Genomic DNA, 21568 nt, shown 5'->3' with positions numbered 1-21568 from the left:
TCGTCGCCGCTAAACTACTGACCCCGTGGCACTCACCATCGGAATCGTCGGCCTGCCCAACGTCGGCAAGTCGACCCTCTTCAACGCGCTGACCAAGAACTCCGTGCTCGCGGCGAACTACCCGTTCGCCACGATCGAGCCCAATGTCGGGGTGGTCCCGCTCAAGGACTCCCGCCTCGGGCGCCTCGCGGAGATCCACGGGTCGGCCAAGATCCTGCCGGCGACCGTCAGTTTCGTCGACATCGCTGGCATCGTCCGCGGCGCCAGCGAAGGGGAGGGCCTGGGCAACAAGTTCCTGGCCAACATCCGTGAGGCCGACGCCATCTGTCAGGTGGTGCGCGCCTTCCGCGACGACGACGTGGTGCACGTCGATGGCAAGGTGAGCCCGCGCGACGACATCGAGACGATCAACACCGAGCTCGTCCTCGCCGACCTGCAGACCCTCGAGAACGCCGTGCCGCGGCTGGAGAAGGAGGTCAAGGGAAAGCGCGCCGACAAGGAGGTCCTGGACACCGCGCTCGCCGCGCAGCAGGTGCTCGAGGCGGGTGACACGCTGTATGCCGCCGGTGAGGCGGCGGGTGTCGACATGGCGATCGCCAAGTCTCTCGGCCTGCTCACCACCAAGCCCTTCCTCTATGTCTTCAACTTGGATGAAGACGGCCTGACCGACGACGAGCTGCACGCAGAGCTCGCGGCCCTTGTCGCGCCCGCGGAGGCCATCTACCTCAACGCCAAGCTGGAGGCCGACCTGGCCGAGCTCGATGACGAGGAGGCGGCCGAGCTGCTGGAGTCGGTCGGTGTCGAGGAGCCGGGTCTGGATCAGCTGGCCCGGATCGGCTTCGACACCCTCGGCCTGCAGACCTACCTCACCGCTGGGCCCAAGGAGGCCAGGGCCTGGACGATCCGCAAGGGCTGGACGGCCCCCCAGGCTGCCGGCGTCATCCACACCGACTTCGAGCGCGGCTTCATCAAGGCCGAGGTGGTCAGTTTCGCTGACCTCGACGCGGCAGGGTCCATGCTGAAGGCCAAGGAGGCCGGCCGGGTGCGGATGGAGGGCAAGGACTACGTGATGGTCGACGGCGACGTGGTGGAGTTTAGATTTAACGTCTAACCGCGCCGGGCTGCGTCCGCTCAGGTGGTACTCGGCTCCGCCCCGCCACCCCAGGCGTCCCAGTCGTCCCAGTCCTCAGGCGGCTCCTCGTCCACGAACGCCGAGTGCGGGCGCTCGTAGACATCCTCGCGGTCGTAGCGCTTCGACAAGGCCCAGCAGTCGGTCCCGGAGTACGGGTAGTGAGCGCTGAGCAAGAAGTGCTCGACCCGATGGGCAGCGGCCCGGGTCGCCACCTCCTGGAGGTCGCTCACGAGGTTGCGCGAGATGATCTCATGGGCGCACGCCTCGGACAGGTGGTGCGCTGACCCCTCCCTCTCCCGCAGCTGAGCAAGGGCAGCCCCCATCGCCAGCAGCTCGTGCCTCTCCAGCCCGGGGATCCCCTCCTTGATCTCAGGCGGAATGACGTGGTTGATGACGGGGCGCGGGGGCGGGGTCGCCGCCAGGTGGGCCCGCCAGTCGTAGTCCTCCTCGGCCGTGACGAGCTCACCCAGGTGCGTGAGGACGCGGTCGCCCGGGGCGCCGCGCTGATCCAGCGGCAGCAGGCGCTTGGCGCGAGACATCACCGCCGCTGTCGTGCGTCGCAGCTCAGCTGCGACCCGGGCGAGATCCGCGCCCTCCCCGCACAGGCGGAGGAGCAACTCGTAGTCGTCATCGGTCCACGGCTCGCCGCTTCGGGTGGGTGCGGAGGCCGAGCGCTCGGGAGTTGGCGGGTTGCTGGGGAACTGGTGAATCGTCATACGGGCAGGGTGGCGCGAACCGGCGTCGCCGCGCAGGAGTTTTCCACAGGGCCCGTGTGCCGACGCCCCGGTTGAGCGGGCGGGCACCCGGCCCGGCTGGTTGGCTTGGCAGTGCCGAGGACCCCAGCAGACGAGGAGATCAGCCATGCCCGACGAGCTCACGACCGAGGAGAAGCGGGGCGTCGACCCCGCCGAGGCTGAGCAGCGACTGCGCGAGGGGAACGCCCGCTACGTCGCCGGCGAGTCCAGCCTGCGCGACTACACGGCCGGTCGCGCCGAACGCGCCGCTGCCCAGTACCCGTTCGCCGCCGTCCTCAGCTGCGCCGACTCGCGGGTCGCGCCGGAGCTCGCCTTCGACCAGGGACCGGGTGACCTGTTCGTGGTCCGGGTCGCCGGCAATCTCGTCGACGACTACGGCCTGGCCAGCCTGGAGTATGCCGTGAAGTACCTCGGCGTGAGCCTGATCGTGGTCCTCGGGCACAGTGGGTGCGGCGCGGTCAAGGCCGCCGGGGAGGTCTACCGGGACAAGGCCGAGGTCCCCGGCGCCCTCCCAGGGCTGATCGCCGGCATCAAGCCCGCCGTGGTCGACATCCTGGACCGGGAGAGCAGCAGCAGCGTCGATGACCTGATCGACGAGCTGGTGGCGGCCAATGTCGACCACAACGTGGCGGCGCTGGAGGGGGAGAGTCCGGTGCTTGCGCCCCGGCGCGAGGCTGCTGAGCTCTCGATCGTGGGCGCGACCTACGACATCAAGAGCGGCGCGATCAGCTTCCGGTGAGCCGACCGCGCCGCCCTCGAGATGAGGTTCGACAGCCTCAGAACGCCCAGTCCTCGTCCTCGGTGTTGACCGCCTTGCCCATCACATAGGACGAGCCGGACCCGGAGAAGAAGTCGTGGTTCTCGTCGGCGTTGGGTGACAGCGCAGCCAGGATCGCGGGGGAGACCGCGGTGGCCGGCTGCGGGAAGAGCGCTTCGTAGCCCAGGTTCATCAGCGCCTTGTTGGCGTTGTAGCGCAGGAACATCTTGACGTCCTCGGTCTGGCCGAGCGGGTCGTAGAGGTCCTCGGTGTAGGACTCCTCGTTCTCGTAGAGCTCATAGAGCAGCGAGAAGGTGTAGTCCTTCAGCTCGGCCTGGCGCTCTGGTGCAGCCTCCTGCACCGCGCGCTGGTACTTGTAGCCGATGTAGTAGCCGTGCACCGCCTCGTCGCGGATGATCAACCGGATCAGGTCGGCCGTGTTGGTCAGCTTGGCGCGGCTCGACCAGTACATCGGGGCGTAGAAGCCGGAGTAGAAGAGGAAGGACTCCAGCATCGTGGAGGCCACCTTGCGCTTCTCCGGGTCCTCGCCGAAGTAGTAGTCCAAGATGATCCGGGCCTTGCGCTGGAGGTGCTCATTCTCCTCGCTCCACCGGAAGGCGTCGTCGATCTCGGCCGTGGAGATCAGCGTGGAGAAGATGGAGCTGTAGCTCTTGGCGTGCACGGACTCCATGAAGGCGATGTTGGTGTAGACCGCCTCCTCGTGCGGCGTCCGGGCGTCCGGGATCAGCGAGACCGCCCCGACCGTGCCCTGGATCGTGTCCAGCATCGTCAGTCCGGTGAAGACGCGGGTGGTCATCACCTGTTCGTGGGGGCGCAGGGTGCGCCAGGACGGTATGTCGTTGCTCAGGGGCACCTTCTCCGGCAACCAGAAGTTGCTGGTGAGGCGGTCCCAGACCTGCTGGTCCACCTCATCGGTGACGCGATTCCAGTTGATCGCCTGGACGCCGCGCAGCAGGGGGACGGTGCCGGTGCCCGTCGGGGTGGTGGTGGTCATGTCGACGTGAGCCTTTCTGGTCTCAGAGCATGCAGCTGACGCAGCCGTCGACCTCGGTGCCCTGCAGGGCCAGCTGCCGAAGCCGGATGTAGTAGAGGGTCTTGATGCCCTTGCGCCAGGCGTAGATCTGCGCCTTGTTGATGTCGCGGGTGGTGGCGGTGTCGGGGAAGAAGAGCGTCAAGGACAGCCCCTGGTCCACGTGCTGGGTCGCCGCGGCGTAGGTGTCGATGATGGCCTCGGGGCCGATCTCGTAGGCGTCCCGGTAGTACTCCAGGTTCTCGTTCGTCATGAACGGCGCGGGGTAGTAGACGCGACCGAGCTTGCCCTCCTTGCGGATCTCGATCTTGGAGACGATCGGGTGGATCGAGCTGGTGGAGTGGTTGATGTAGCTGATCGACCCGGTGGGCGGGATGGCCTGGAGGTTCTGGTTGTACAGGCCATGCTCGGCGACCTCGGCAGCCAGCGCGCGCCAGTCGTCCGGCGTCGGCAGCGAGATCCCCGCCGACGCGAAGAGGTCGGCGACCCGGGCAGTCTCCGGGGCCCACTGGCCGTCGATGTACTTCCTGAAGTACTCGCCGCTGGCGTAGTCGCTGCGCTCGAAGCCCTCGAAGCGCTCCCCGCGCTCGCGGGCGATGCGGCAGGAGGCGGCGATGGCGTGGAAGGTCACCGCGTAGAAGTACATATTGGTGAAGTCCAGGCCCTCCGGGGATCCGTAGTGGATCGACTCGCGCGCCAGGTAGCCGTGCAGGTTCATCTGCCCCAGCCCGATGGCGTGGCTCATCACGTTGCCGCGCTCGATGCTCGGGGCACAGGCGATGTTGGACTGGTCGGAGACCGCGGTGAGCGCGCGGACCGCGGTGTCGATGGTGTGCCCAAAGTCGGGGGAGTCCATGGCCTTGGCGATGTTCAGCGAGCCGAGGTTGCAGGAGATGTCCTTGCCGACGTGCTCGAAGGAAAGGTCCTCGCCATAGGTGGACGCGGTGGAGACCTGGAGGATCTCGGAGCAGAGGTTGGACATGGTCACCCGGCCATCGATCGGGTTCGCCCGGTTCACCGTGTCCTCGAACATCAGGTAGGGATAGCCGGACTCGAACTGGATCTCGGCGAGGGTCTGGAAGAACTTGCGCGCGTTGATCTTCTTCTTGCTGATCCGCTTGTCGTCGACCATCTCGCGGTACTTCTCGGTGACCGAGATCTCGGTGAACGGCACGCCATACACCCGCTCCACGTCATACGGGCTGAAGAGGTACATGTCCTCGTCATCGCGGGCGAGCTGGAAGGTGACGTCGGGAACGACCACGCCGAGGGAGAGCGTCTTGATCCGGATCTTCTCGTCGGCGTTCTCCCGCTTGGTGTCCAGGAAGGCGAGGATGTCCGGGTGGTGGGCATTGAGGTAGACCGCGCCGGCCCCCTGCCGGGCGCCCAGCTGGTTGGCGTAGCTGAAGGAGTCCTCGAGCAGCTTCATCACCGGGATGACGCCGGAGGACTGGTTCTGGATCTGCTTGATCGGCGCGCCGGCCTCGCGGATGTTGGTCAGGGACAGGGCCACGCCGCCACCCCGCTTGGACAGCTGCAGCGAGGAGTTGATCGCCCGCGCGATCGACTCCATGTTGTCCTCGACCCGCAGCAGGAAGCAGGAGACCAGCTCACCGCGCTGGGCCTTGCCAGCGTTGAGGAAGGTCGGGGTAGCCGGCTGGAAGCGACCGGCCATGATCTCGTCGGTGATCCGCTCGGCGAGCGCCCCATCGCCGTCGGCCAAGGTCAGGGCGACCATGCACACGCGGTCCTCGAAGCGCTCGAGATAGCGGCGGCCGTCGAAGGTCTTCAGCGTGTAGGAGGTGTAGTACTTGAATGCCCCCATGAAGGTCGGGAAGCGGAACTTCACGGCATAGGCACGCTTGAACAGCGCCTTGACGAAGGCGAAGTCGTAGCGGTCCAGCACCTCCTGCTCGTAGTAGCCCTCGGTGACCAGATAGTCCAGCTTCTCAGCAAGCGAGTGGAAGAAGACGGTGTTCTGGTTCACGTGCTGGAGGAAGTACTGGTGGGCCGCGCGGCGGTCGGCCTCGAACTGGATCCGGCCGTCCTCGTCGTAGAGGTTCAGCAGGGCGTTGAGGGCGTGGTAGTCGGCGCCGTCGTGCGGCAGGGTCTCGCTGCCGGTGTCGGTCAGGGTGGTGGTCATGGCTGGGTGAGCCTTTCGCGGACCCGCGCGACATCGTCGGGCGTGCCCAGGAGTTCGAAGCGATCAAGGAGGGGGACGTGGCACTTGGCGGCCACGATCTGCCCGGCGAGGCCGTAGGCCGCGCCGAAGTTGGTATTGCCCGCGGAGATCACGCCGCGCAGCAGGGCCCGGTTGTCCGGGTCGTTGAGGAACCGGATCACCTGCTTGGGCACCGCGCCCCGGCCGTCCCCGCCGCCATAGGTGGGGGTGATCAGGACGTACGGGCGGTCGACCTGCAAGGGGGCGTCGGTGTCCCCAGGCCGAAGAGGTATGCGGTCAGCCGGGTCGGGCAGGCCGAGCTTGGTGACGAAGCGGTGGGTGTTCTCCGAGGCCGACGAGAAGTAGACCAGGTGCACCTCAGGCGACGCGGGCGCGCTGCGCCGCCGCCTGGATCAGATCGGGGCGGAAGCCGGACCAGCTCTGGTCGCCGTCGATGACCACGGGTGCCTGCTGGTGGCCCAAGGCCGTGACCAGGTTCAGGGCCACCTCATCCTCGGTGATGTCGATGACTTGGTAGCTCAGGCCGGCCTTGTCCAAGGCGCGGTAGGTCGCGGTGCACTGGACGCAGAACGGCTTGGTGTAGACGGTGAGCTGGGGCTGGGCGATCTGGGACGACATGCTCTCTCCTCGAAGCAGGGTCGGACGTCCCGGGCGGGTGCCCGGGGCGCTGGCAGGTATTCGGACTCGAGGGCAGACACCGGACGTGCCGACGTTGGTCCTAGTGGGCGACGCTTCCCAGCCGGGTGGCCAGTGCTGTGTGTCGCCGGTCGTTCCCTCTTACCGCTGCGGGGCAGTCCCGGATTCGCACCGGGTTCCCTGTTGTCTCACCCGACAACTACATGTTGTGGTTGATCGGGTGAACCAGCACTAGGGACAGTAATCACACGGGTGTGGTTCTGTCAACGGTGCGAAGCGTCATGACGGCGTGTCGCTCGAGCCCGCGTGTCGAGCCCGCGCCGGGAGGGTCACGGTTCGGTAACGGTTGGCAGGGCCCTCCGGGGCTGCGGACGGAGGCCTACCAGTCGGTGACCTCCTCCCCAAGGCGCGCGCGGATACCAGAACGGACGGCCCGAACGCAAGGGGCTGCCCTCCCCTGCTGCCCGTCCCCTCGCGACTCCCTATGGTGGAGATCGAAGGTGATCGGCGTGGCGCTCGGCATCGAGCGGCACGCTCGTCCCGTGAGGCAGGGAGCGCGCATCCGGCCGCTTCCGAGAACGTAGGAGATCGTGACCTATGACCGCTTGGTCCACACGCACCGCATTCATCGGCCTGGCCGCAACCGCCGGGCTCGTCCTCTCCGGCTGCGGAGGTGGTGACGGCAAGCTCATCAGCGATGGCGAGCTCGTGGTGGCGATGAGTGGCGAGTACCAGCCGTTCAGCTACTTCGAGGGCAACACGCTCACCGGCTTCGACTACGACATCGGCGTCGCCGTCGCCGAGGAGATGGGCCTGACCGCCAAGGGCGAGACCGCCGCCTTCTCCTCGCTGATCGGTGGTGTCCAGGCCAACCGCTATGACGTGATCATCGGCTCGATGACGCCGACCGCCGAGCGCGCTGAGGCCGTGACGTTCACCAACAGCTACTACACCGATGGCGCCCAGGCCTTCGTCCAGGCCGGCAGCGACTGCTCCGATGTGACCGAGCTGGACAGCCCCACCATCGGGGTCGCCACCGGCACCACCTACGCCGACTGGCTCGATGAGAACGGCGGCGACTGGGTCGGCGACGTCCGCTCCTTCGACTCCGACGTGGTGGCCCTCCGGGACCTGGAGACCGGCCGGATGGACGCCGTCATCACCGGCTACATGACGGGCCTCTACCAGATCGAGGAGGCCGGGCTGGACCTCGTCGCCTGTGGTGACCCGCTGTTCACCGAGTCGCCGGCCTTCGCTGTCGGCAAGGACAACGAGGAACTGCGGGACGACCTCAACGAGGCGCTCCAGACCATCATCGACAACGGCACCTACGACGAGCTGAGCCAGAAGTACTTCGGCGAGGACCTCTCGGACGGCGCCGGCCAGGCACCTGACCTCGACGGCTGAGACCTGCCGTGAACTTCTTTGAGCGGTTCACCCAGTACGCACCGCTTTTCCTCGAAGCGACCTGGCTCACCCTGAGCCTGACCGCCGTCGCCTTGGTGATGGCGATGATCATGGGTTCGGGCATCGCCGCTATGGCGATGAGCCCGGTGCGGCCCTTGCGCTGGTTCGCCACGGCCTACATCGGGCTCGTGCGTGGCACGCCGCTGATCACCCAGATCTTCATCATCTACTTCGGGCTGGCCTACATCGTGAACCTTCCCGCCTTCTGGGCCGGGTCGATCGCGCTGGGCTTCCACAACTCGGCCTACATCGCCGAGATCATCCGGTCCGGCTTCCAGGCCGTGCCCAAGGGCCTGACCGAGGCCTCCCGCTCGCTGGGTCTGTCCAAGATGAAGACCCTCAAGCGGGTCCAGGCGCCGCTGGCGCTGCGGACGACACTGCCCGTGCTGGGCAACCAGTACATCATCGCAGTGAAGGACTCCTCACTGGTGGCCTTCATCGGGATGAGCGAGCTGTTCCGCACCTCGCAGAACATGGCGGCCTCGACCTACCAGCCGCTGACGGCGTACACGATCGTGGCGATCTACTACCTCGCGATCGTGCTCGTCCTCACCGTCTTGGTCAACGCCCTCGAGCACCGCCTCAACCGGCACCGCAGGGCGACCAAGGATGATGAGGAACCCGCCGTGACCGGCGCGAAGGAGGACCAGTGAGCAGTTCGACCGACGGGCGCGCGCTCGTCCAGATGCGGGACATCGTCAAGAAGTTCGGCTCGACCACGGTCCTGGACGGGATCGACCTGGACGTCCAGGAAGGCCAGGTCGTCTGTCTGATCGGACCATCTGGTGCGGGCAAGTCCACGTTGCTGCGCTGCATCAACGGGCTCGAGCGGATCACCTCGGGCACCATCGAGGTGGGCGGCGAGCAGCTGCAGTATGACGAGAAGCACCTCAACTCGATTCGTTCCCGGATCGGGATGGTCTTCCAGGCCTTCAACCTGTTCCCGCACATGACGGTCCTGGAGAACATCGCGGTGGCCCAGCGCGAAGTCCTGGGTCGCGGCAAGGCCGAGGCGGAGGAGAAGGCCAAGGGTCTGCTGGAGCGGGTCGGGCTGCGCCACAAGGCGACCGCCTACCCCGACAGCCTGTCGGGTGGTCAGCAGCAGCGCGTGGCCATCGCTCGGGCGTTGGCCATGGACCCCAAGGTGATGCTCTTCGACGAGCCCACCTCGGCCCTTGACCCTGAGCTCGTGGGTGAGGTCCTCAAGGTCATGCGCGATCTGGCCAACGAGGGGATGACGATGGTCGTCGTCACCCACGAGATGCGCTTCGCCCGTCAGGCGGCCGATCAGGTCGTCCTGTTGGCCGACGGTGGCATCGCTGAGCAGGGCCCGCCGGAGCAGGTGCTGGAGCAGCCGCGCAGCGAGCGCGGCAAGGCCTTCCTGCACGAGCTCAGCGAAGGCTGAGAGCAGGTCGACGACGAGCTCAGCGAGGGCTGAGCTCGTCGTCGACGAGCACCGGCCGGGCGACCCGCAGTCCGGCCAGCACCAGCGCGATCCCGCTGAGCATGAGCAGCACCAGCACCGCGGTCCAACCGCCGGTGGCGGCGTGCATCATCCCGACGGCCAGCGGACCTGCCGCGGCGAGCACGTAGCCGACCGGTTGCACGAAACCCGACAGCTGTGCCGTGACCTGCGGGTCGCGCGTCCGAGCGGTGATGAGCGCGATGGCGGTGGGGAAGGAGAAGCCGCCCAGGCCCAGCAGCACGGCCCACAGCCACGGCAGCGTGGTCGGCCACAGCAGCAGCCCCAGATAGCCGGCCACCATCAGCGTCCCCATCGCCACGAGGTGGGGCGCCAGCGTCGCCGCGCGATCGATCACCGTGGGCATGACGAGGCCACCGACGACGCCCAGGCTGGTGAGCAGCGCCATCAACCCACCGGCATACACGGCGGAGAGCCCGGCGTCTCGATAGATCTGGGGCAACCACCCGAACTGGACGTAGGCATTCATCGCCTGCGTCCCAAAGAGCACGGTGAGGGCGACGGCGGTGGGGGAGTGCCGCATCCGGGCGTTGGGGCGCAGCATCGTAGGCCGGCCACCGCGGGCGGCGCGGCGCTCACCGGTGGCAAGGAATGCCCACGGCAGGAGGGCCAGTGCCGCCACGACACCCCACATCCCCAGCGCTGCCCACCAGCCGCCGGCCACCTGGCTCACCGGGGCCGCGGTGGCCGAGCCGAGGGCACCGCCCAGGATCAGCACGGTCCCGTAGACCGTCATCAACCGCACCCCGCCGTCACGACTGTGCCGCTTGATCCACGCGGGCACGAGCACGTTGCCGATCGCCATCCCCGCCAGCGCGAGCAGCGAGAGCAGCAGGAAGAGCGGGGTCGACGTCGTCCCGGCGCGCAGCAGCAGACCGAGGCTGATCGCGAGCACGCCGAGCAGGATCCCGGCCGTCATCCCGACGCGCCGGGAGAGCAGCACGGCCACGGCGCCGACCGCCCCGAAGGCGAAGCCGGGCAGCGCGGTGAGCACGCCTGCCGTAGCCCCGCTCATCGCCAGACCGGAGCGCACCTCCTCCAGGACGGGTCCGACCGAGGACGCCCCGGGGCGCAGGTTGACGGCGACGAGAACCACCGCGATCGCGGCCAACCACCCCGGGACGGTATGGCGTCGCCCACCGCCCCCGGTGCCGGCACCGGGGGCGGGGTGCGGCTCAGGCGTCGTCGTCACCCAGTGCGTCGATGATCGTGTTGAAGGTCGCCGACGGGCGCATCGCCGCGAAGGCGAGCTCGTCGTCCGGGTGGAAGTAGCCACCGAGGTCGACCTCGCTGCCCTGGGCGTCCAGCAGCTCCTGGGCGATCGTGGACTCCTGGGCCGTCAGATCCTGCGCGACGGGCGTGAAGGCGGCCGCCAGCTCGGGGTCAGCGGTCTGCTCGGCCAGCGCCTGCGCCCAGTAGAGCGCGAGGTAGAAGTGGCTGCCGCGGTTGTCGATCTGACCCAGCCTGCGGGCCGGGCTGCGGCCCTCGGACAGCACCCGCTCGGTGGCCTTGTCGAGGGCATCACCCAGCACGGCCGCCCGGTCGTTGCCCTCGCGGTCCGCGAGGTGGCGCAGCGACTCAGCGATGGCCAGGAACTCACCCAGGCTGTCCCAGCGCAGGTAGTTCTCCGACTGCAGCTGCTGGACGTGCTTGGGAGCCGACCCACCCGCGCCGGTCTCGAACAGGCCGCCGCCGTTCATCAGCGGCACGACCGAGAGCATCTTGGCGCTGGTGCCCAGCTCCAGGATCGGGAAGAGGTCGGTGTTGTAGTCACGCAGCACATTGCCGGTCACCGAGATCGTGTTCAGACCCTGACGGATTCGCTCGACCGAGAGCGTGGTGGCCTCGACCGGGGACATGATCCGCAGGTCCAGCCCGTCGGTGTCGTGCTCCTCCAGGTAGGTCTTCACCTTGGCGATCAGGTTCGCGTCGTGGGCGCGCTCCTCATCCAGCCAGAAGACCGCGGGGTCCCCGGTCGCCCGGGCACGGTTCACCGCGAGCTTGACCCAGTCGCGGATCGGCTCGTCCTTGGTCTGGCAGGCGCGCCAGATGTCGCCGGCGGAGACGCGGTGCTCCATCAGCACGGTGTCGGAGGAGTCGACCACGCGCACGGTGCCGTCGGTCGGGATCTCGAAGGTTTTGTCGTGGGAGCCGTACTCCTCGGCCTTCTTGGCCATCAGCCCGACGTTGGGGACCGATCCCATCGTGGTCGGGTCGTAGGCGCCGTGCTCCTTGCAGTCCTCGATCACGGCCTGGTAGACGCCGGCGTAGGAGGAGTCCGGGATGATCGCCAGGGTGTCATCCTCCTCGCCCTGCGGGCCCCAGAGGCGACCGCCGTTGCGGATCATCGCCGGCATCGAGGCATCCACGATCACGTCGGAGGGGACGTGCAGGTTGGTGATGCCCTTGTCCGAGTTGACCATCGACAGCCGCGGCAGCGCAGCCAGCCGGTCCTCGATCGCGGCCTTGACCTCGGCCGCGTCCTCGCCGAGGCCCTCCAGGCCGGACAGGATGCCACCCAGCCCGTCGTTGGACGACAGGCCCGCCGAGGCGAGCTGATCGCCATACCGGGCGAAGACGTCGGCGAAGAAGGTCTCGACGGCGTGGCCGAAGATGATCGGGTCCGAGACCTTCATCATGGTGGCCTTCAGGTGCAGGCTGAGCAGGATGTCGTCTGCGGCAGCCGCATCGATCTGCTCGGTCAGGAAGGCGCGCAGCGCGGCGACGTCCATGAAGGTCGCGTCGACGACCTCGCCCGCCAGGACCGGCACGGACTCCTTGAGCACGCTCACGCTGCCATCGGCGTCCACGTGCTCGATCCGCAGGGTGTCGTCCTGCTCGATGACCACGGACTGCTCGTTGTGCGCGAAGTCGTGGCCCTGCATGGTCGCGACCCGGGTGCGCGAGTCCCCGCTCCACTCACCCATCGAGTGGGGGTGGGAGCGGGCGTAGTTCTTGACCGCGTCGGGGGCGCGACGGTCGGAGTTGCCCTCCCGCAGCACCGGGTTGACCGCCGAGCCCTTGACCCGGTCGTAGCGGGCGCGGGCGTCGCGCTCGTCCTCGGTCTGCGGGTTCTCCGGGTAGTCCGGCAGGTCGTAGCCCTGGGACTGCAGCTCGGCGATCGCGGCGCGCAGCTGCGGCACGGAGGCGGAGATGTTCGGCAGCTTGATGATGTTGGCCTCGGGGGTGGTCGCCAGGTCGCCCAGCTCGGCGAGCGCGTCACCGATCTGCTGGTCCTCGGTCAACCGCTCGGGGAACTGGGCCAGGATCCGTCCGGCCAGCGAGATGTCCCGGGTCTGGACGTCGATGCCGGCGGTGCGCGCGAAGGCCTCGAGGATCGGCTTGAGCGAGTAGGTCGCCAGCAGCGGGGCCTCGTCGGTGCGGGTGTAGATGATCGTGGACATCCGGGGGAGCTCTCCTCGTGAGTCGATCTGCTCGGTGCGAACCCGCCCGCCGATCGTGCTGCGCGGTCGCTGTCTGCTCCACGTTCGTCGGCGCGTGAGGACGGGTCGGGGGTTCCCGTCGAGCCTAGTCGACCGGGACTAGGATGGGAGACACAGGCAGCGAACGAGGTGGCACGCGATGAACCAGACACCGGCCGTGGTGGTAGGGGTAGACGGCGGGCGGACCGATGAGTCGGCCCTGATCTGGGCGGTGCGGCACGCGGCCCGCACGGGCCGCCGCCTGGTGGCCGTCCACGCCAGCGAGCCGGAGGCGCTCGCGGCCCAGGCGGTCGGGGCGGGCGCGGCAGGCGTCGAGGCTCTGCTGGACTCCGAGCGGGAGCGTGTCGACGACTTGCGCCGAAGGGTGGAGGAGCTGGGGGTGGCGAGCGGTGTGTCAGCGACGCTGGCCAGCCACCGCGGGTCACCGCTGCGCGCGCTGCTGGAGCACCAGGACGAGGCCGGGATCATCGTGGTGGGCACCGGGCGCAAGGGAGCGATCGCCGAGTGGGTGCTGGGGTCGACCTCGATCGGGGTGGCCGCCCACGCGACGTGCCCGGTCGCCGTCATCAACCCGGAGGTGCAGGTCGACCGCCTCACCCACGGCCGGATCGGGGTGGCGGTCGACGGCAGCGCCGACAGCCGCGCCGGGGCTCGCTCCGCGGTGGAGTATGCCGATCGCGTCGGGTGCGCGGTCGTGCTCGTCTCCACCTGGTTCCTGGAGATGGTCGATGGGTATGTCGTGACTGAGCCGGACAGCCCCGAGTGGGCCGAGTTGGTGGGTCGGCGCACGGAGATGCTGGAGGAGGTCGCGCGGGAGATCACCGCCGACCACCCGCAGGTGAGGGTGGAGGTCCAGGTGCATCGCGGGCCGACCGTGGCCACGATCGTCGGGCTCGCCCAGGAATGGGATGCGGTGGTCGCCGGCAGCCGTGGGCTCGGCACCTTCCAGGGCCGACTGCTGGGATCGGTCAGCCAGCGGCTGATGCGCGCGGCACCCTGCCCGGTCGTGGTCGTGACGCGGTAGTCGCCTCGGGTCAGCCCCCGCGCACGATCCGCGCGAAGCGGCGGGCCAGCGGTTCCCACCCGCGGTGCAGTTCGGCCTCGCGCTCGCGGAGCGCGGTGGCGGCCTGCAGCGACTGGGTGTCCTCGGGGCCCTGTCCCCACCCGCTGGCGACGTCGGGCGTCACCTCAGGGTGGAACTGCACACCCCAGGCCCGAGGTCCGTACCGCGCGGCCTGCACGTGACCGTCGGGGGTGTGGGCGAGGGCCACCGCGCGGGCCGGCAGCCGGGTGACGACGTCATTGTTGTGGTGGAACATCGGGGTCCCGGGCGCGAGGGCCTCGGTCAGCTCGTCGGCGCGGCCTTCCTCGCTCGGTGACCACGGGACCAGACCCACGGTCGGGCCGTGCTCGTTGCGGCGGACCTCCCCGCCCAGCGCACTCGCCGCCAGTTGGTGGCCCAGGCAGATCCCTAGGAAAGGTGCCCTGGCCGCGACCGTGCCGATGATCAGCGCTTTGGTCGGCACCATCCACCGGTGGTCCACGTCGTCATCGGCGCCCATCCGCCCGCCCATCACGATGAGTCCGGCGGCGTCGCCCAGCACGGCCGGTAGGGCCCGCCCCTTCTCCGCTGCGAGCACGTCACAGTCGACCCCCGCCTCGGCGAGCCACAGCCCCACCATGCCGACGGGACAGACGCCCTCGGGCTGCACGACGAGGACGCGGGGGCGGGAGATCATGGCGAGATCCTAGGGCCGGCAAGGCATCTCGCGCTGCACCCCACAGTCAGTCGACGTCCGCGGCGTTCGTGTTCACGTTGGCGTAGAGGGACTCGGTGTGGTCGGAGTCCACCTGCGTCGGGTCGGTCACCTCGGACAGCTCCACCTCGTGCGGGGTGATCTCGCCGCTGTGGATCTGCTCGGCCCAGTGGCAGGCCACCCGATGACTTCCCGGTATGCCGTCGATCTGCACCGTGCGCAGCTGCGGGCGCTCGTCATCGCACCTGCTCTCCTGGCGCCACGGGCACCGGGTGTGGAAGCGGCAGCCGGGCGGCGGCGAGGCGGGGGAGGGGAGGTCGCCGACGAGCAGGATCTGCTCGCGCGAGTCCTCGACCGTGGGGTCGGGCACCGGGACCGCCGAGAGCAGGGCCCGGGTGTAGGGGTGGAGCGGATCGGCATACAGGTCGTCGGCGTCGGCCTCCTCGACGAGCCCGCCGAGGTACATGACGCCGATGCGGTCGCTGATGTGCCGGACGACGGCCAGGTCGTGGGCGATCACCAGATAGGTGAGCCCGAACTCCTCCTGGAGGTCCTCCAGCAGGTTGATCACCTGGGCCTGGACGGAGACGTCCAGCGCGCTGACCGGCTCGTCGGCGACGATCAGCTCGGGGTCGACCGAGAGGGCCCGGGCGATCCCGATCCGCTGTCGCTGCCCGCCGGAGAACTCGTGGGGGTACTTGGACAGGGCCGTGCGGGGCAGACCCACAGCGGTGAGCAGCTCGACGAGGCGGTCGCGCCCCGCGCTGCCGCCTTTGTGCAGACCGTGGGCGTTCATCCCTTCCATGAGCAGCTGCTCGACCGTCTGCCGGGGGTCGAGGCTGCCCAGCGGGTCCTGGAAGACCATCTGCATGAACCGGCGCTGGGTGCGCAGTTTCTCGCCCTTGAGGGAGGCCAGGTCGACACCGTCGAACACGACCTCCCCCTCGGTGATGTCCTCGAGCTGGAGCAGGGCCCGCCCGAAGGTCGACTTGCCGCAGCCGGACTCACCGACGAGCCCGTAGGTCTCCCCGCGCCGGATCTGGACGTCCATGCCGTCCACGGCGTAGACGTGGCCGACGGTGCGGTCGATGATGACCCCGCGCTTGATCGGGAAGTGCACCTTCAGGCCACGGACGTCGACGAGGAGATCCCCGTCGGCGTCGCTGTCGGTGCTGGGGGATGCGGGCTGATGCTCTGCGGCCGTGCTCACTGCTGGCCTCCCATCGGGTTGTGGCAGCGCAACAGGTGCGCGTCCGGATCGGCGATGTCGGCGCCGCGTTGCTCGGTCTCCAGCCGCGGGGTCGTCGACAGGCAGGTGTCGACCGCGTTGCCGCACCGAGGCGCGAAGGCGCACGCGCTGTCCCAGGGAAGGTTGTCGGCCACCGAACCGGGGACGGGGGAGAGCCGACCGCGCTCCTGGTCCAGACGGGGGATGGAGGCCAGCAGCCCGTGGGTGTAGGGGTGGCGTGGGTTGGCGAACAGCTCGTGCCGTTCGGCGCGCTCCACGATCCGGCCGCCGTAGAGGACGTTGACCTCGTCGCAGAGACCGGCCACCACCCCTAGGTCGTGGGTGATCATGATCAGCGCCGTGCCGGACTCGGTGACCAGTTCGCGCAGCAGCGCCAGGATCTGCGCCTGGATCGTCACGTCGAGCGCGGTCGTGGGCTCATCGGCGATGAGCAGGCGGGGCTCGCAGGCCAGCGCCATCGCGATCAGCGCCCGCTGGCGCATCCCGCCGGAGAGCTGGTGGGGGTAGTCCTTCAACCGGCGGGTCGGGTCGGGGATGCCGACCTTCTCCAGCATCTGCGCCGCCTGCTTCCGGGCGACGTCCCGCTTCTCGCCCTTGTGCCGCTCGATCACCTCAGCCACCTGCACACCGAGGGCCACGACCGGGTTCAGGGAGGACAGCGGGTCCTGGAAGATCATCGCCAGGTCGGCACCTCGCCGGTCCCGCATCTGCGCGTCGGACAGGGTGAGGAGCTCCTCGCCGCCGAAGCGCACGCTGCCGGTGACCTTGTTACCCCGGGTGGGCAGCAGCCGCATGATCGCCAGCGAGGTCACTGACTTGCCGCAGCCGGACTCGCCGACCAGGCCGACCGTCTGACCGGGGGCGACGTCGAAGGTGATCCCGTCGACGGCCTTGAAGGGTCGCTTGCCCTTGGTGCCGAAGGTGACTGCCAGGTCCTCGACGTGCAGCAGCGGTTCGCCGTGCGTCGTCGTTCTTGCCGTCTCCGCCGTTGTCGTTGTCGCCGTGGTTGTCGTTGTCGCCGCCGTTGCTTTCGTGCCCGTCGTTTCTGTCTTGCGTGCTGAGCTCGTCATCTCGCCAGCCACCTCACCGTCGGGACTTGGGGTCGAGCGCCTCACGCAAGGATTCACCGACCAGGGTGAAGCCGAGCGCGACGACGATGATGCACAGGGCGGGGTAGTAGGCCAGGTGCGGGAAGGTGTTGAAGTACTCCTGCGACTGGCCCAGCATCTGACCCCACTCCGGCATCCGGTCATCGGGGTTGCCCAGACCGAGGAAGGACAGCGCCGCAGCGTCGATGATCGCGGTGGCCAGCACCAGCGTGGCCTGCACGATCACCGGGCCGATCGAGTTGGGCAGCATGTGCCGGAACACGATGGGGGCCCTCTTCACGCCGAGAGCGGTCGCGGCGAGCACGTGATCACTCTTGCGTTGCGCCAACATCGACCCCCGGAGCAGCCGGGCGAAGATCGGGATCTGCACGATGGCGATGGCGGTGATCAGCGTCCACTGGGAGGGGCGCTCGAACATCGCGGCGATGGTGAAGGCCATCAGCAGCGAGGGGATGGACAGCAGCACGTCCACCACGCGCATGACAGCGGCATCCACCCAGCCGCCGAAGGCGCCGGCCAGCGTGCCCAGGGTGACGCCGCCGAGCAGGCCACCGAGGGTGGCGAGCACGCCGACCATGAGGGTCTGACGGGAGCCGACGATCAGCCGGGAGAGCAGGTCGCGTCCACGGAAGTCGCCGCCGAGCGGGTGCCCGGGCTGAGGCCCGGGCACCGGGTTGGACTGGCGTGCCACCTGGTCGATGAGGACCCGGTCTGTCGGGTCGTACGGGGCGATCCAGGGCGCGATGAGGGACAGCACCAGGAAGAGCACGATGATCGTGGCGCCGACCAGGAAGACGACATTGCGCCGCAGCCGCTGCCAGGCGCTGCGCCACAGGCTCACGCCCTCCTCATCGCCGATGGAGCCGGCGTCGGAGACCTTGGCCTCCTCGACCGAGGTGGCGGTGGGGGAGCCGTGGTCGCGTGCCGTGCTGGCGGCCAGGGAGTCGATGCGGTCCTTTTTGGCCCGGGGGGAGAAGGGGTTCTTCGACGGGGTCATCAGGTCCTCACTTAGCCCGGACGCGCGGGTCGATCACCGCGTAGGCGATGTCGACCAGCAGGTTGACGACGATGTAGATGAGCGCGGCCATCATGATCAGGACCTGCAGGACGGCGTAGTCCTTCTGCTCGAAGCCGCGCGCCAGCGCGTCGCCGATCCCGCGGATCGAGAAGACTCGTTCGGTGAGGATCGCCCCCGCGAGGAGTGCGCCGATCTGCAGGCCGATGATGGTGACCACCGGGATCAGCGCGTTGCGCAGGATGTGCCGGGTGCGCACGACCCGACTGGTCAGGCCTTTGGCCCGGGCGGTGCGCACGTAGTCCTCGTCGAGGACGTCCAGGACCGAGGCCCGGGTGATCCGGAAGATGATGGCGAACGGGATCGAGGCCAGCGCGAGCGCCGGCAGGATCAGGTGCTTAAGGGCGTCCCAGGCCGCATCCCACTCCCGGGTCATCAGCCCGTCCAGGACGAAGAGTCCGGTGATCCGGGTGGCGTTGATGCCCACGGAGGCGCGGCCGGAGGCGGGCAACCAGCCCTGTTGCACCGCAAAGACGTCACGGAGCACGAAGGCCAGGAAGAAGACGGGGACGGCGACGCCGATCAGGGAGAAGATCACCAATCCGGTGTCCAGCGGGCGGCCGCGGCGCCGCGCGGCGAGGTAGCCGAGCGGGATGGCCAGCGTGATCGCGATGAGCAGCGCGAACAGGCTCAGCTCGATGGTGGCCGGCAGCCGCGTCAGGAAGACCTGCATCGCGTCCTGGCCGGGAGCCACGAAGGTGGAGGTGCCGAAGTCACCACGCAGGGCGCGGGTCAGGAAGCGCCAGTACTGGATGTAGATGGGCTGGTCCAGACCCAGGGCACGCTCCAGGGCCTCGCGATCGGCGGGGGTGCTGCGCTCGCCCAGGAGCGCGGAGACCGGACCTCCGGGCAGTGAGCGCAACCAGGCGAAGAGCAGCACACTCAGCATGAAGAGCGCGATCACCGCCTGGAAGAGGCGGCGCACGATGTACTTGGTCACCGGGGCAACCTACCTTTCCACGGGTCGGTCAGGTATCGATCTGGAGGGGACGGTGTGGCTAGACGCAGCCGGGGCAGCTCCCGGATGAGGGAGCTGCCCCGGCGTCGACCGTCAGGTCACGGCAACGAGCGGATCACTCGTCGATGGTGACGGTGGAGAAGTCCTCCGCGGCCAGCGGGCTGGTGATCAGCCCCTGGACGTTGGGGGCGACCACGATGGCGGGCGGGGAGTGCGAGATCGGCAGACCCGGCAGCCAGTCCTCGGCCAGCCGCTTGTTGATCTCCTTGTACATCTCCTCACGCTTGTCGGCGTCGGGCTCGGAGTCGGCCTCGGTCAGGTCGGCGGTGAGCTCGTCGGCGAAGTCGTAGTTGCCGGTGTCGAAGGCGTTGTCCTGCTGGGTGAAGAAGGTCCCGATGAAGTTGTCCGGGGAGCTGTAGTCACCGGTCCAGCCCAGCAGGTAGGCCGGGGCCTGCCCCTGCTCGGTGCCGTCGAGGTAACCACCGGTCCACGGCATCGGCTTGGGCGTCACGGTGATGCCCACGGCCTCCCAGTCGGAGCGGATCGCATCGAAGATGCTGGCGGGGTCCGGCATGTAGGGCCGGGTCACCTCGGTGGGCTGCCAGAACTCGATCTCCAGGTCGGCGTGGCCGGCCTCCTCGAGCAGCTGCTTGGCCAGGTCGGGGTCGTAGCTGTAGGGCTCGAGGGTCTCGTTGTAGCCGGGCAGCGTGTCCGGGAAGAACTGGCTGGCGGCCTCGGCGCCCTCGGGCAGCTGGGAGGTCACGAGCTGGTCGCGGTTGATCGCGTGCGAGAGCGCCTTGCGGACGTTGACGTCCTCGAGGGCCTCGTTGGTGGTGGCGTTCAGACCCACGTAGAGGATGTTGAAGGCCGGGCGGACCTCGACCTGGTAGCCGTCGGCCTCCAGGGTGTTCCAGTCGACCGGGTTGGGCAGGTCGTAGCCGTGGATGCTGCCGGCCTCGAGCTCCTGACGACGGGTCGCCTCGTCGGGGATCGAGCGGACGACCATCTGCGCCACGCCGGCCTGCTCACCCCAGTAGTCGTCGAAACGCTCCAGGGTGACCGTGCCGTTGGCCTGGTCGTAGTTGCCGAACTGGAAGGCTCCGGTGCCGGTCGGGTGCTCACGGCCGTACTCCGGGTAGGTGAAGCCCTCGCCCGCGGCGGTGACGTTGTTGGCGTCGTACTCCTCCATCGCGGTGGGGCTCTGGATGGCGTAGGCGCCGTGCGCCAGGATGTCCGGGAACTTGGAGGTATACCGGGTGATCTTGACCTCGGCGGTCATGTCGTCGGTGGCCTCGCAGGACTCGAAGAGCGACTCCCGGTCGGTCTGGTCGGCGAAGCCGCCGAAGTTGTTGTTCCAGTAGTAGGTAACGGCGCTGTTCTGCGCGTCACCCTCCTGGTTGTACCAGCGGTCGAAGTTGGCGCAGACGGCCTCGGCGTCCAGGTCGGTGCCGTCGTGGAACTTCACGCCGTCGCGGATCTGGAAGGTCCAGGTCAGACCGTCCTCGGAGCCCTCGTAGGACTCGGCCAGGCCGGGGATGGTGTCAGCGGTGCCGGGCTCGAAGTCGAGGAGCTGTTCGTAGATCTGGCGGGTGATGCGGAAGGTCTCGCCATCGCTGGCGTAGAAGGGGTCGAAGAGCTTCGGCTCGCCCGCGGCGCCAAAGATGAACGTGGCATCGCTCGCGCCGGCACCGGTGCCGACGTCATCACCATCGTCGCCACCTGCGGCCCCGGTGCCGTCAGCCTCGTCGGCGGTGCCGCCGGGGCTGTCGCCGGTGTCGCCGGAGTCACGCTGGGACTCGGCGCACGATGAGAGGGCCAGGGCGAGGGCGGCCATACCGGCCACCGTCGCAACCTTGCGGTTGATCATGTGTCTCCTCCTCGGGAAGGGGGGGGCCGCACCACTGCAGACCCCGCGGTGTCGGATGACCGACAACTAGGTCGAACCTCACCACAGGTGCGCAGGCGAGCGGGAGTGATGACACCGGATCGTGACAGGAACGTGACCTTGCCCTCATCACCCGGTGTGATGGGTCGAGGCCCCGGCTGCGACGATTCCCGGTATGTCGTTGCCCTCACCCCTCGTGGTCGCCGCGGTCGCCCTGGTGGATGACCTTGCCCATCCGAGGAGGCTGTTGGCGGCCCGCCGGACCGAGCCGCCAGCCCTGGCCGGGGGCTGGGAGTTCCCGGGCGGCAAGGTCGAACCGGGAGAGGATGTGGCCGATGCCGCGCGCCGGGAGGCGGTCGAGGAGCTGGGGGTGCAGGTGCGCCTCGGCGAGCGGATCGGCTCGGCCTGGCCGCTGATGAACGGCTGGCTGATGGAGCTGTGGTGGGCTCAGGCCCTGCCCGGCCAGCCGGAGCCCAGGCCACTGGAGGATCACGACGAGGTGCGGTGGCTCACCGCCGCGACCCTGTATGACGTCGCCTGGCTGCCCGCCGATGAGCCGATCGTCGACCACCTGGCTGGGTTACTGCATACGGACTAGATGCAGCAGCCTGGCCGGGAGCACCGCGCGG

General features: G+C 68.7%; 20 protein-coding genes and 1 riboswitch. Of the genes, 7 read left to right on the top strand and 13 right to left on the bottom strand.

The genetic code is table 11. The annotated features are described in order from the left end of the window. The first annotated feature begins 25 nt into the window (after positions 1–25). Entirely contained in the window at positions 26–1111 is a 1086-nt protein-coding gene (gene ychF, locus ACQBAT_RS11600; protein WP_420747119.1) for a redox-regulated ATPase YchF, read from the top strand. A gap of 20 nt (positions 1112–1131) precedes the next feature. Here the strand turns inward: ychF and ACQBAT_RS11595 are convergent, their stop codons facing one another. Further along, positions 1132–1848, bottom strand: coding sequence for a hypothetical protein (locus tag ACQBAT_RS11595; protein ID WP_420747118.1), 717 nt, complete (start codon positions 1846–1848; stop codon positions 1132–1134). A gap of 145 nt (positions 1849–1993) precedes the next feature. Between ACQBAT_RS11595 and ACQBAT_RS11590 the strand changes: the two genes are divergently transcribed. Further along, positions 1994–2626 carry a carbonic anhydrase gene (locus ACQBAT_RS11590; RefSeq protein WP_420747117.1) on the top strand — a complete coding sequence of 211 codons (633 nt, stop codon included), beginning with the start codon at positions 1994–1996 and terminating at the stop codon, positions 2624–2626. Positions 2627–2663: 37 nt separating this feature from the next. Here ACQBAT_RS11590 and nrdF read toward each other — a convergent pair whose 3' ends face one another. The 4 genes from nrdF to nrdH are packed head-to-tail and all read right to left on the bottom strand — an operon-like array spanning position 2664 to position 6495. Further along, a complete protein-coding gene (gene nrdF, locus ACQBAT_RS11585) occupies positions 2664–3659 on the bottom strand; it encodes a class 1b ribonucleoside-diphosphate reductase subunit beta (RefSeq protein WP_420747116.1) in 996 nt (331 codons plus the stop codon). Positions 3660–3681: 22 nt separating this feature from the next. Continuing rightward, on the bottom strand, positions 3682–5838 hold the full coding sequence (gene nrdE / locus ACQBAT_RS11580) for a class 1b ribonucleoside-diphosphate reductase subunit alpha (protein ID WP_420747115.1): 2157 nt from the start codon (positions 5836–5838) through the stop codon (positions 3682–3684). Further along, on the bottom strand, positions 5835–6233 hold the full coding sequence (nrdI, locus tag ACQBAT_RS11575; protein WP_420747114.1) for a class Ib ribonucleoside-diphosphate reductase assembly flavoprotein NrdI: 399 nt from the start codon (positions 6231–6233) through the stop codon (positions 5835–5837). The genes nrdE and nrdI overlap by 4 nt, the downstream gene beginning before the upstream one ends. A 1-nt stretch (position 6234) precedes the next feature. Beyond that, the gene (gene nrdH / locus ACQBAT_RS11570) at positions 6235–6495 is read right to left on the bottom strand and encodes a glutaredoxin-like protein NrdH (RefSeq protein ID WP_420747113.1); all 261 of its coding nucleotides are present in this window, start codon (positions 6493–6495) and stop codon (positions 6235–6237) included. Positions 6496–6529: 34 nt separating this feature from the next. After that, a riboswitch (cobalamin riboswitch) is annotated at positions 6530–6758 on the bottom strand. 352 nt (positions 6759–7110) lie between these two features. Between nrdH and ACQBAT_RS11565 the strand changes: the two genes are divergently transcribed. The 3 genes from ACQBAT_RS11565 to ACQBAT_RS11555 are packed head-to-tail and all read left to right on the top strand — an operon-like array spanning position 7111 to position 9385. After that, the gene (locus ACQBAT_RS11565; protein WP_420747112.1) at positions 7111–7920 is read left to right on the top strand and encodes a transporter substrate-binding domain-containing protein; all 810 of its coding nucleotides are present in this window, start codon (positions 7111–7113) and stop codon (positions 7918–7920) included. An 8-nt stretch (positions 7921–7928) separates the two neighbouring features. Then, complete coding sequence (locus ACQBAT_RS11560; protein WP_420747111.1) at positions 7929–8633, top strand: amino acid ABC transporter permease; 705 nt, start codon at positions 7929–7931, stop codon at positions 8631–8633. Positions 8634–8665: 32 nt separating this feature from the next. Next, positions 8666–9385 (top strand): amino acid ABC transporter ATP-binding protein, encoded by a 720-nt coding sequence (locus tag ACQBAT_RS11555; RefSeq protein WP_420747143.1) that lies wholly within the window; start codon positions 8666–8668, stop codon positions 9383–9385. 19 nt (positions 9386–9404) lie between these two features. Here the strand turns inward: ACQBAT_RS11555 and ACQBAT_RS11550 are convergent, their stop codons facing one another. Next, the gene (locus tag ACQBAT_RS11550) at positions 9405–10655 is read right to left on the bottom strand and encodes an MFS transporter (RefSeq protein WP_420747110.1); all 1251 of its coding nucleotides are present in this window, start codon (positions 10653–10655) and stop codon (positions 9405–9407) included. Further along, positions 10639–12867, bottom strand: coding sequence for an NADP-dependent isocitrate dehydrogenase (locus ACQBAT_RS11545; protein ID WP_420747109.1), 2229 nt, complete (start codon positions 12865–12867; stop codon positions 10639–10641). Before ACQBAT_RS11545 ends, ACQBAT_RS11550 begins: the two co-directional genes overlap by 17 nt. 178 nt (positions 12868–13045) lie before the next feature. Here ACQBAT_RS11545 and ACQBAT_RS11540 point away from each other — a divergent pair, with 178 nt between their 5' ends. Beyond that, entirely contained in the window at positions 13046–13930 is an 885-nt protein-coding gene (locus ACQBAT_RS11540; RefSeq protein WP_420747108.1) for a universal stress protein, read from the top strand. Positions 13931–13940: 10 nt separating this feature from the next. Here the strand turns inward: ACQBAT_RS11540 and ACQBAT_RS11535 are convergent, their stop codons facing one another. The 6 genes from ACQBAT_RS11535 to ACQBAT_RS11510 all read right to left on the bottom strand — a co-directional run bounded on the left by ACQBAT_RS11535 (position 13941) and on the right by ACQBAT_RS11510 (position 20921). Further along, positions 13941–14645, bottom strand: coding sequence for a type 1 glutamine amidotransferase (locus tag ACQBAT_RS11535; protein ID WP_420747107.1), 705 nt, complete (start codon positions 14643–14645; stop codon positions 13941–13943). Positions 14646–14691: 46 nt separating this feature from the next. Continuing rightward, the gene (locus ACQBAT_RS11530; protein ID WP_420747106.1) at positions 14692–15873 is read right to left on the bottom strand and encodes an ABC transporter ATP-binding protein; all 1182 of its coding nucleotides are present in this window, start codon (positions 15871–15873) and stop codon (positions 14692–14694) included. Continuing rightward, positions 15870–16982, bottom strand: a complete 1113-nt coding sequence (locus ACQBAT_RS11525) for an ABC transporter ATP-binding protein (RefSeq protein ID WP_420747105.1) — start codon at positions 16980–16982, stop codon at positions 15870–15872. The genes ACQBAT_RS11530 and ACQBAT_RS11525 overlap by 4 nt, the downstream gene beginning before the upstream one ends. Positions 16983–16995: 13 nt before the next feature. Further along, a complete protein-coding gene (locus ACQBAT_RS11520; RefSeq protein ID WP_420747104.1) occupies positions 16996–18018 on the bottom strand; it encodes an ABC transporter permease in 1023 nt (340 codons plus the stop codon). 7 nt (positions 18019–18025) lie between these two features. Further along, the gene (locus ACQBAT_RS11515) at positions 18026–19036 is read right to left on the bottom strand and encodes an ABC transporter permease (RefSeq protein WP_420747103.1); all 1011 of its coding nucleotides are present in this window, start codon (positions 19034–19036) and stop codon (positions 18026–18028) included. Positions 19037–19169: 133 nt separating this feature from the next. Then, the gene (locus tag ACQBAT_RS11510; protein WP_420747102.1) at positions 19170–20921 is read right to left on the bottom strand and encodes an ABC transporter substrate-binding protein; all 1752 of its coding nucleotides are present in this window, start codon (positions 20919–20921) and stop codon (positions 19170–19172) included. 193 nt (positions 20922–21114) lie between these two features. Here ACQBAT_RS11510 and ACQBAT_RS11505 point away from each other — a divergent pair, with 193 nt between their 5' ends. Then, a complete protein-coding gene (locus ACQBAT_RS11505) occupies positions 21115–21537 on the top strand; it encodes a (deoxy)nucleoside triphosphate pyrophosphohydrolase (RefSeq protein ID WP_420747101.1) in 423 nt (140 codons plus the stop codon). Positions 21538–21568: the final 31 nt, after the last annotated feature.

It is taken from the genome of Ornithinimicrobium pulveris (assembly GCF_050261105.1).
Taxonomy (GTDB): domain Bacteria; phylum Actinomycetota; class Actinomycetes; order Actinomycetales; family Dermatophilaceae; genus Ornithinicoccus.
This window is presented reverse-complemented; position numbering and strand designations above follow the sequence as displayed.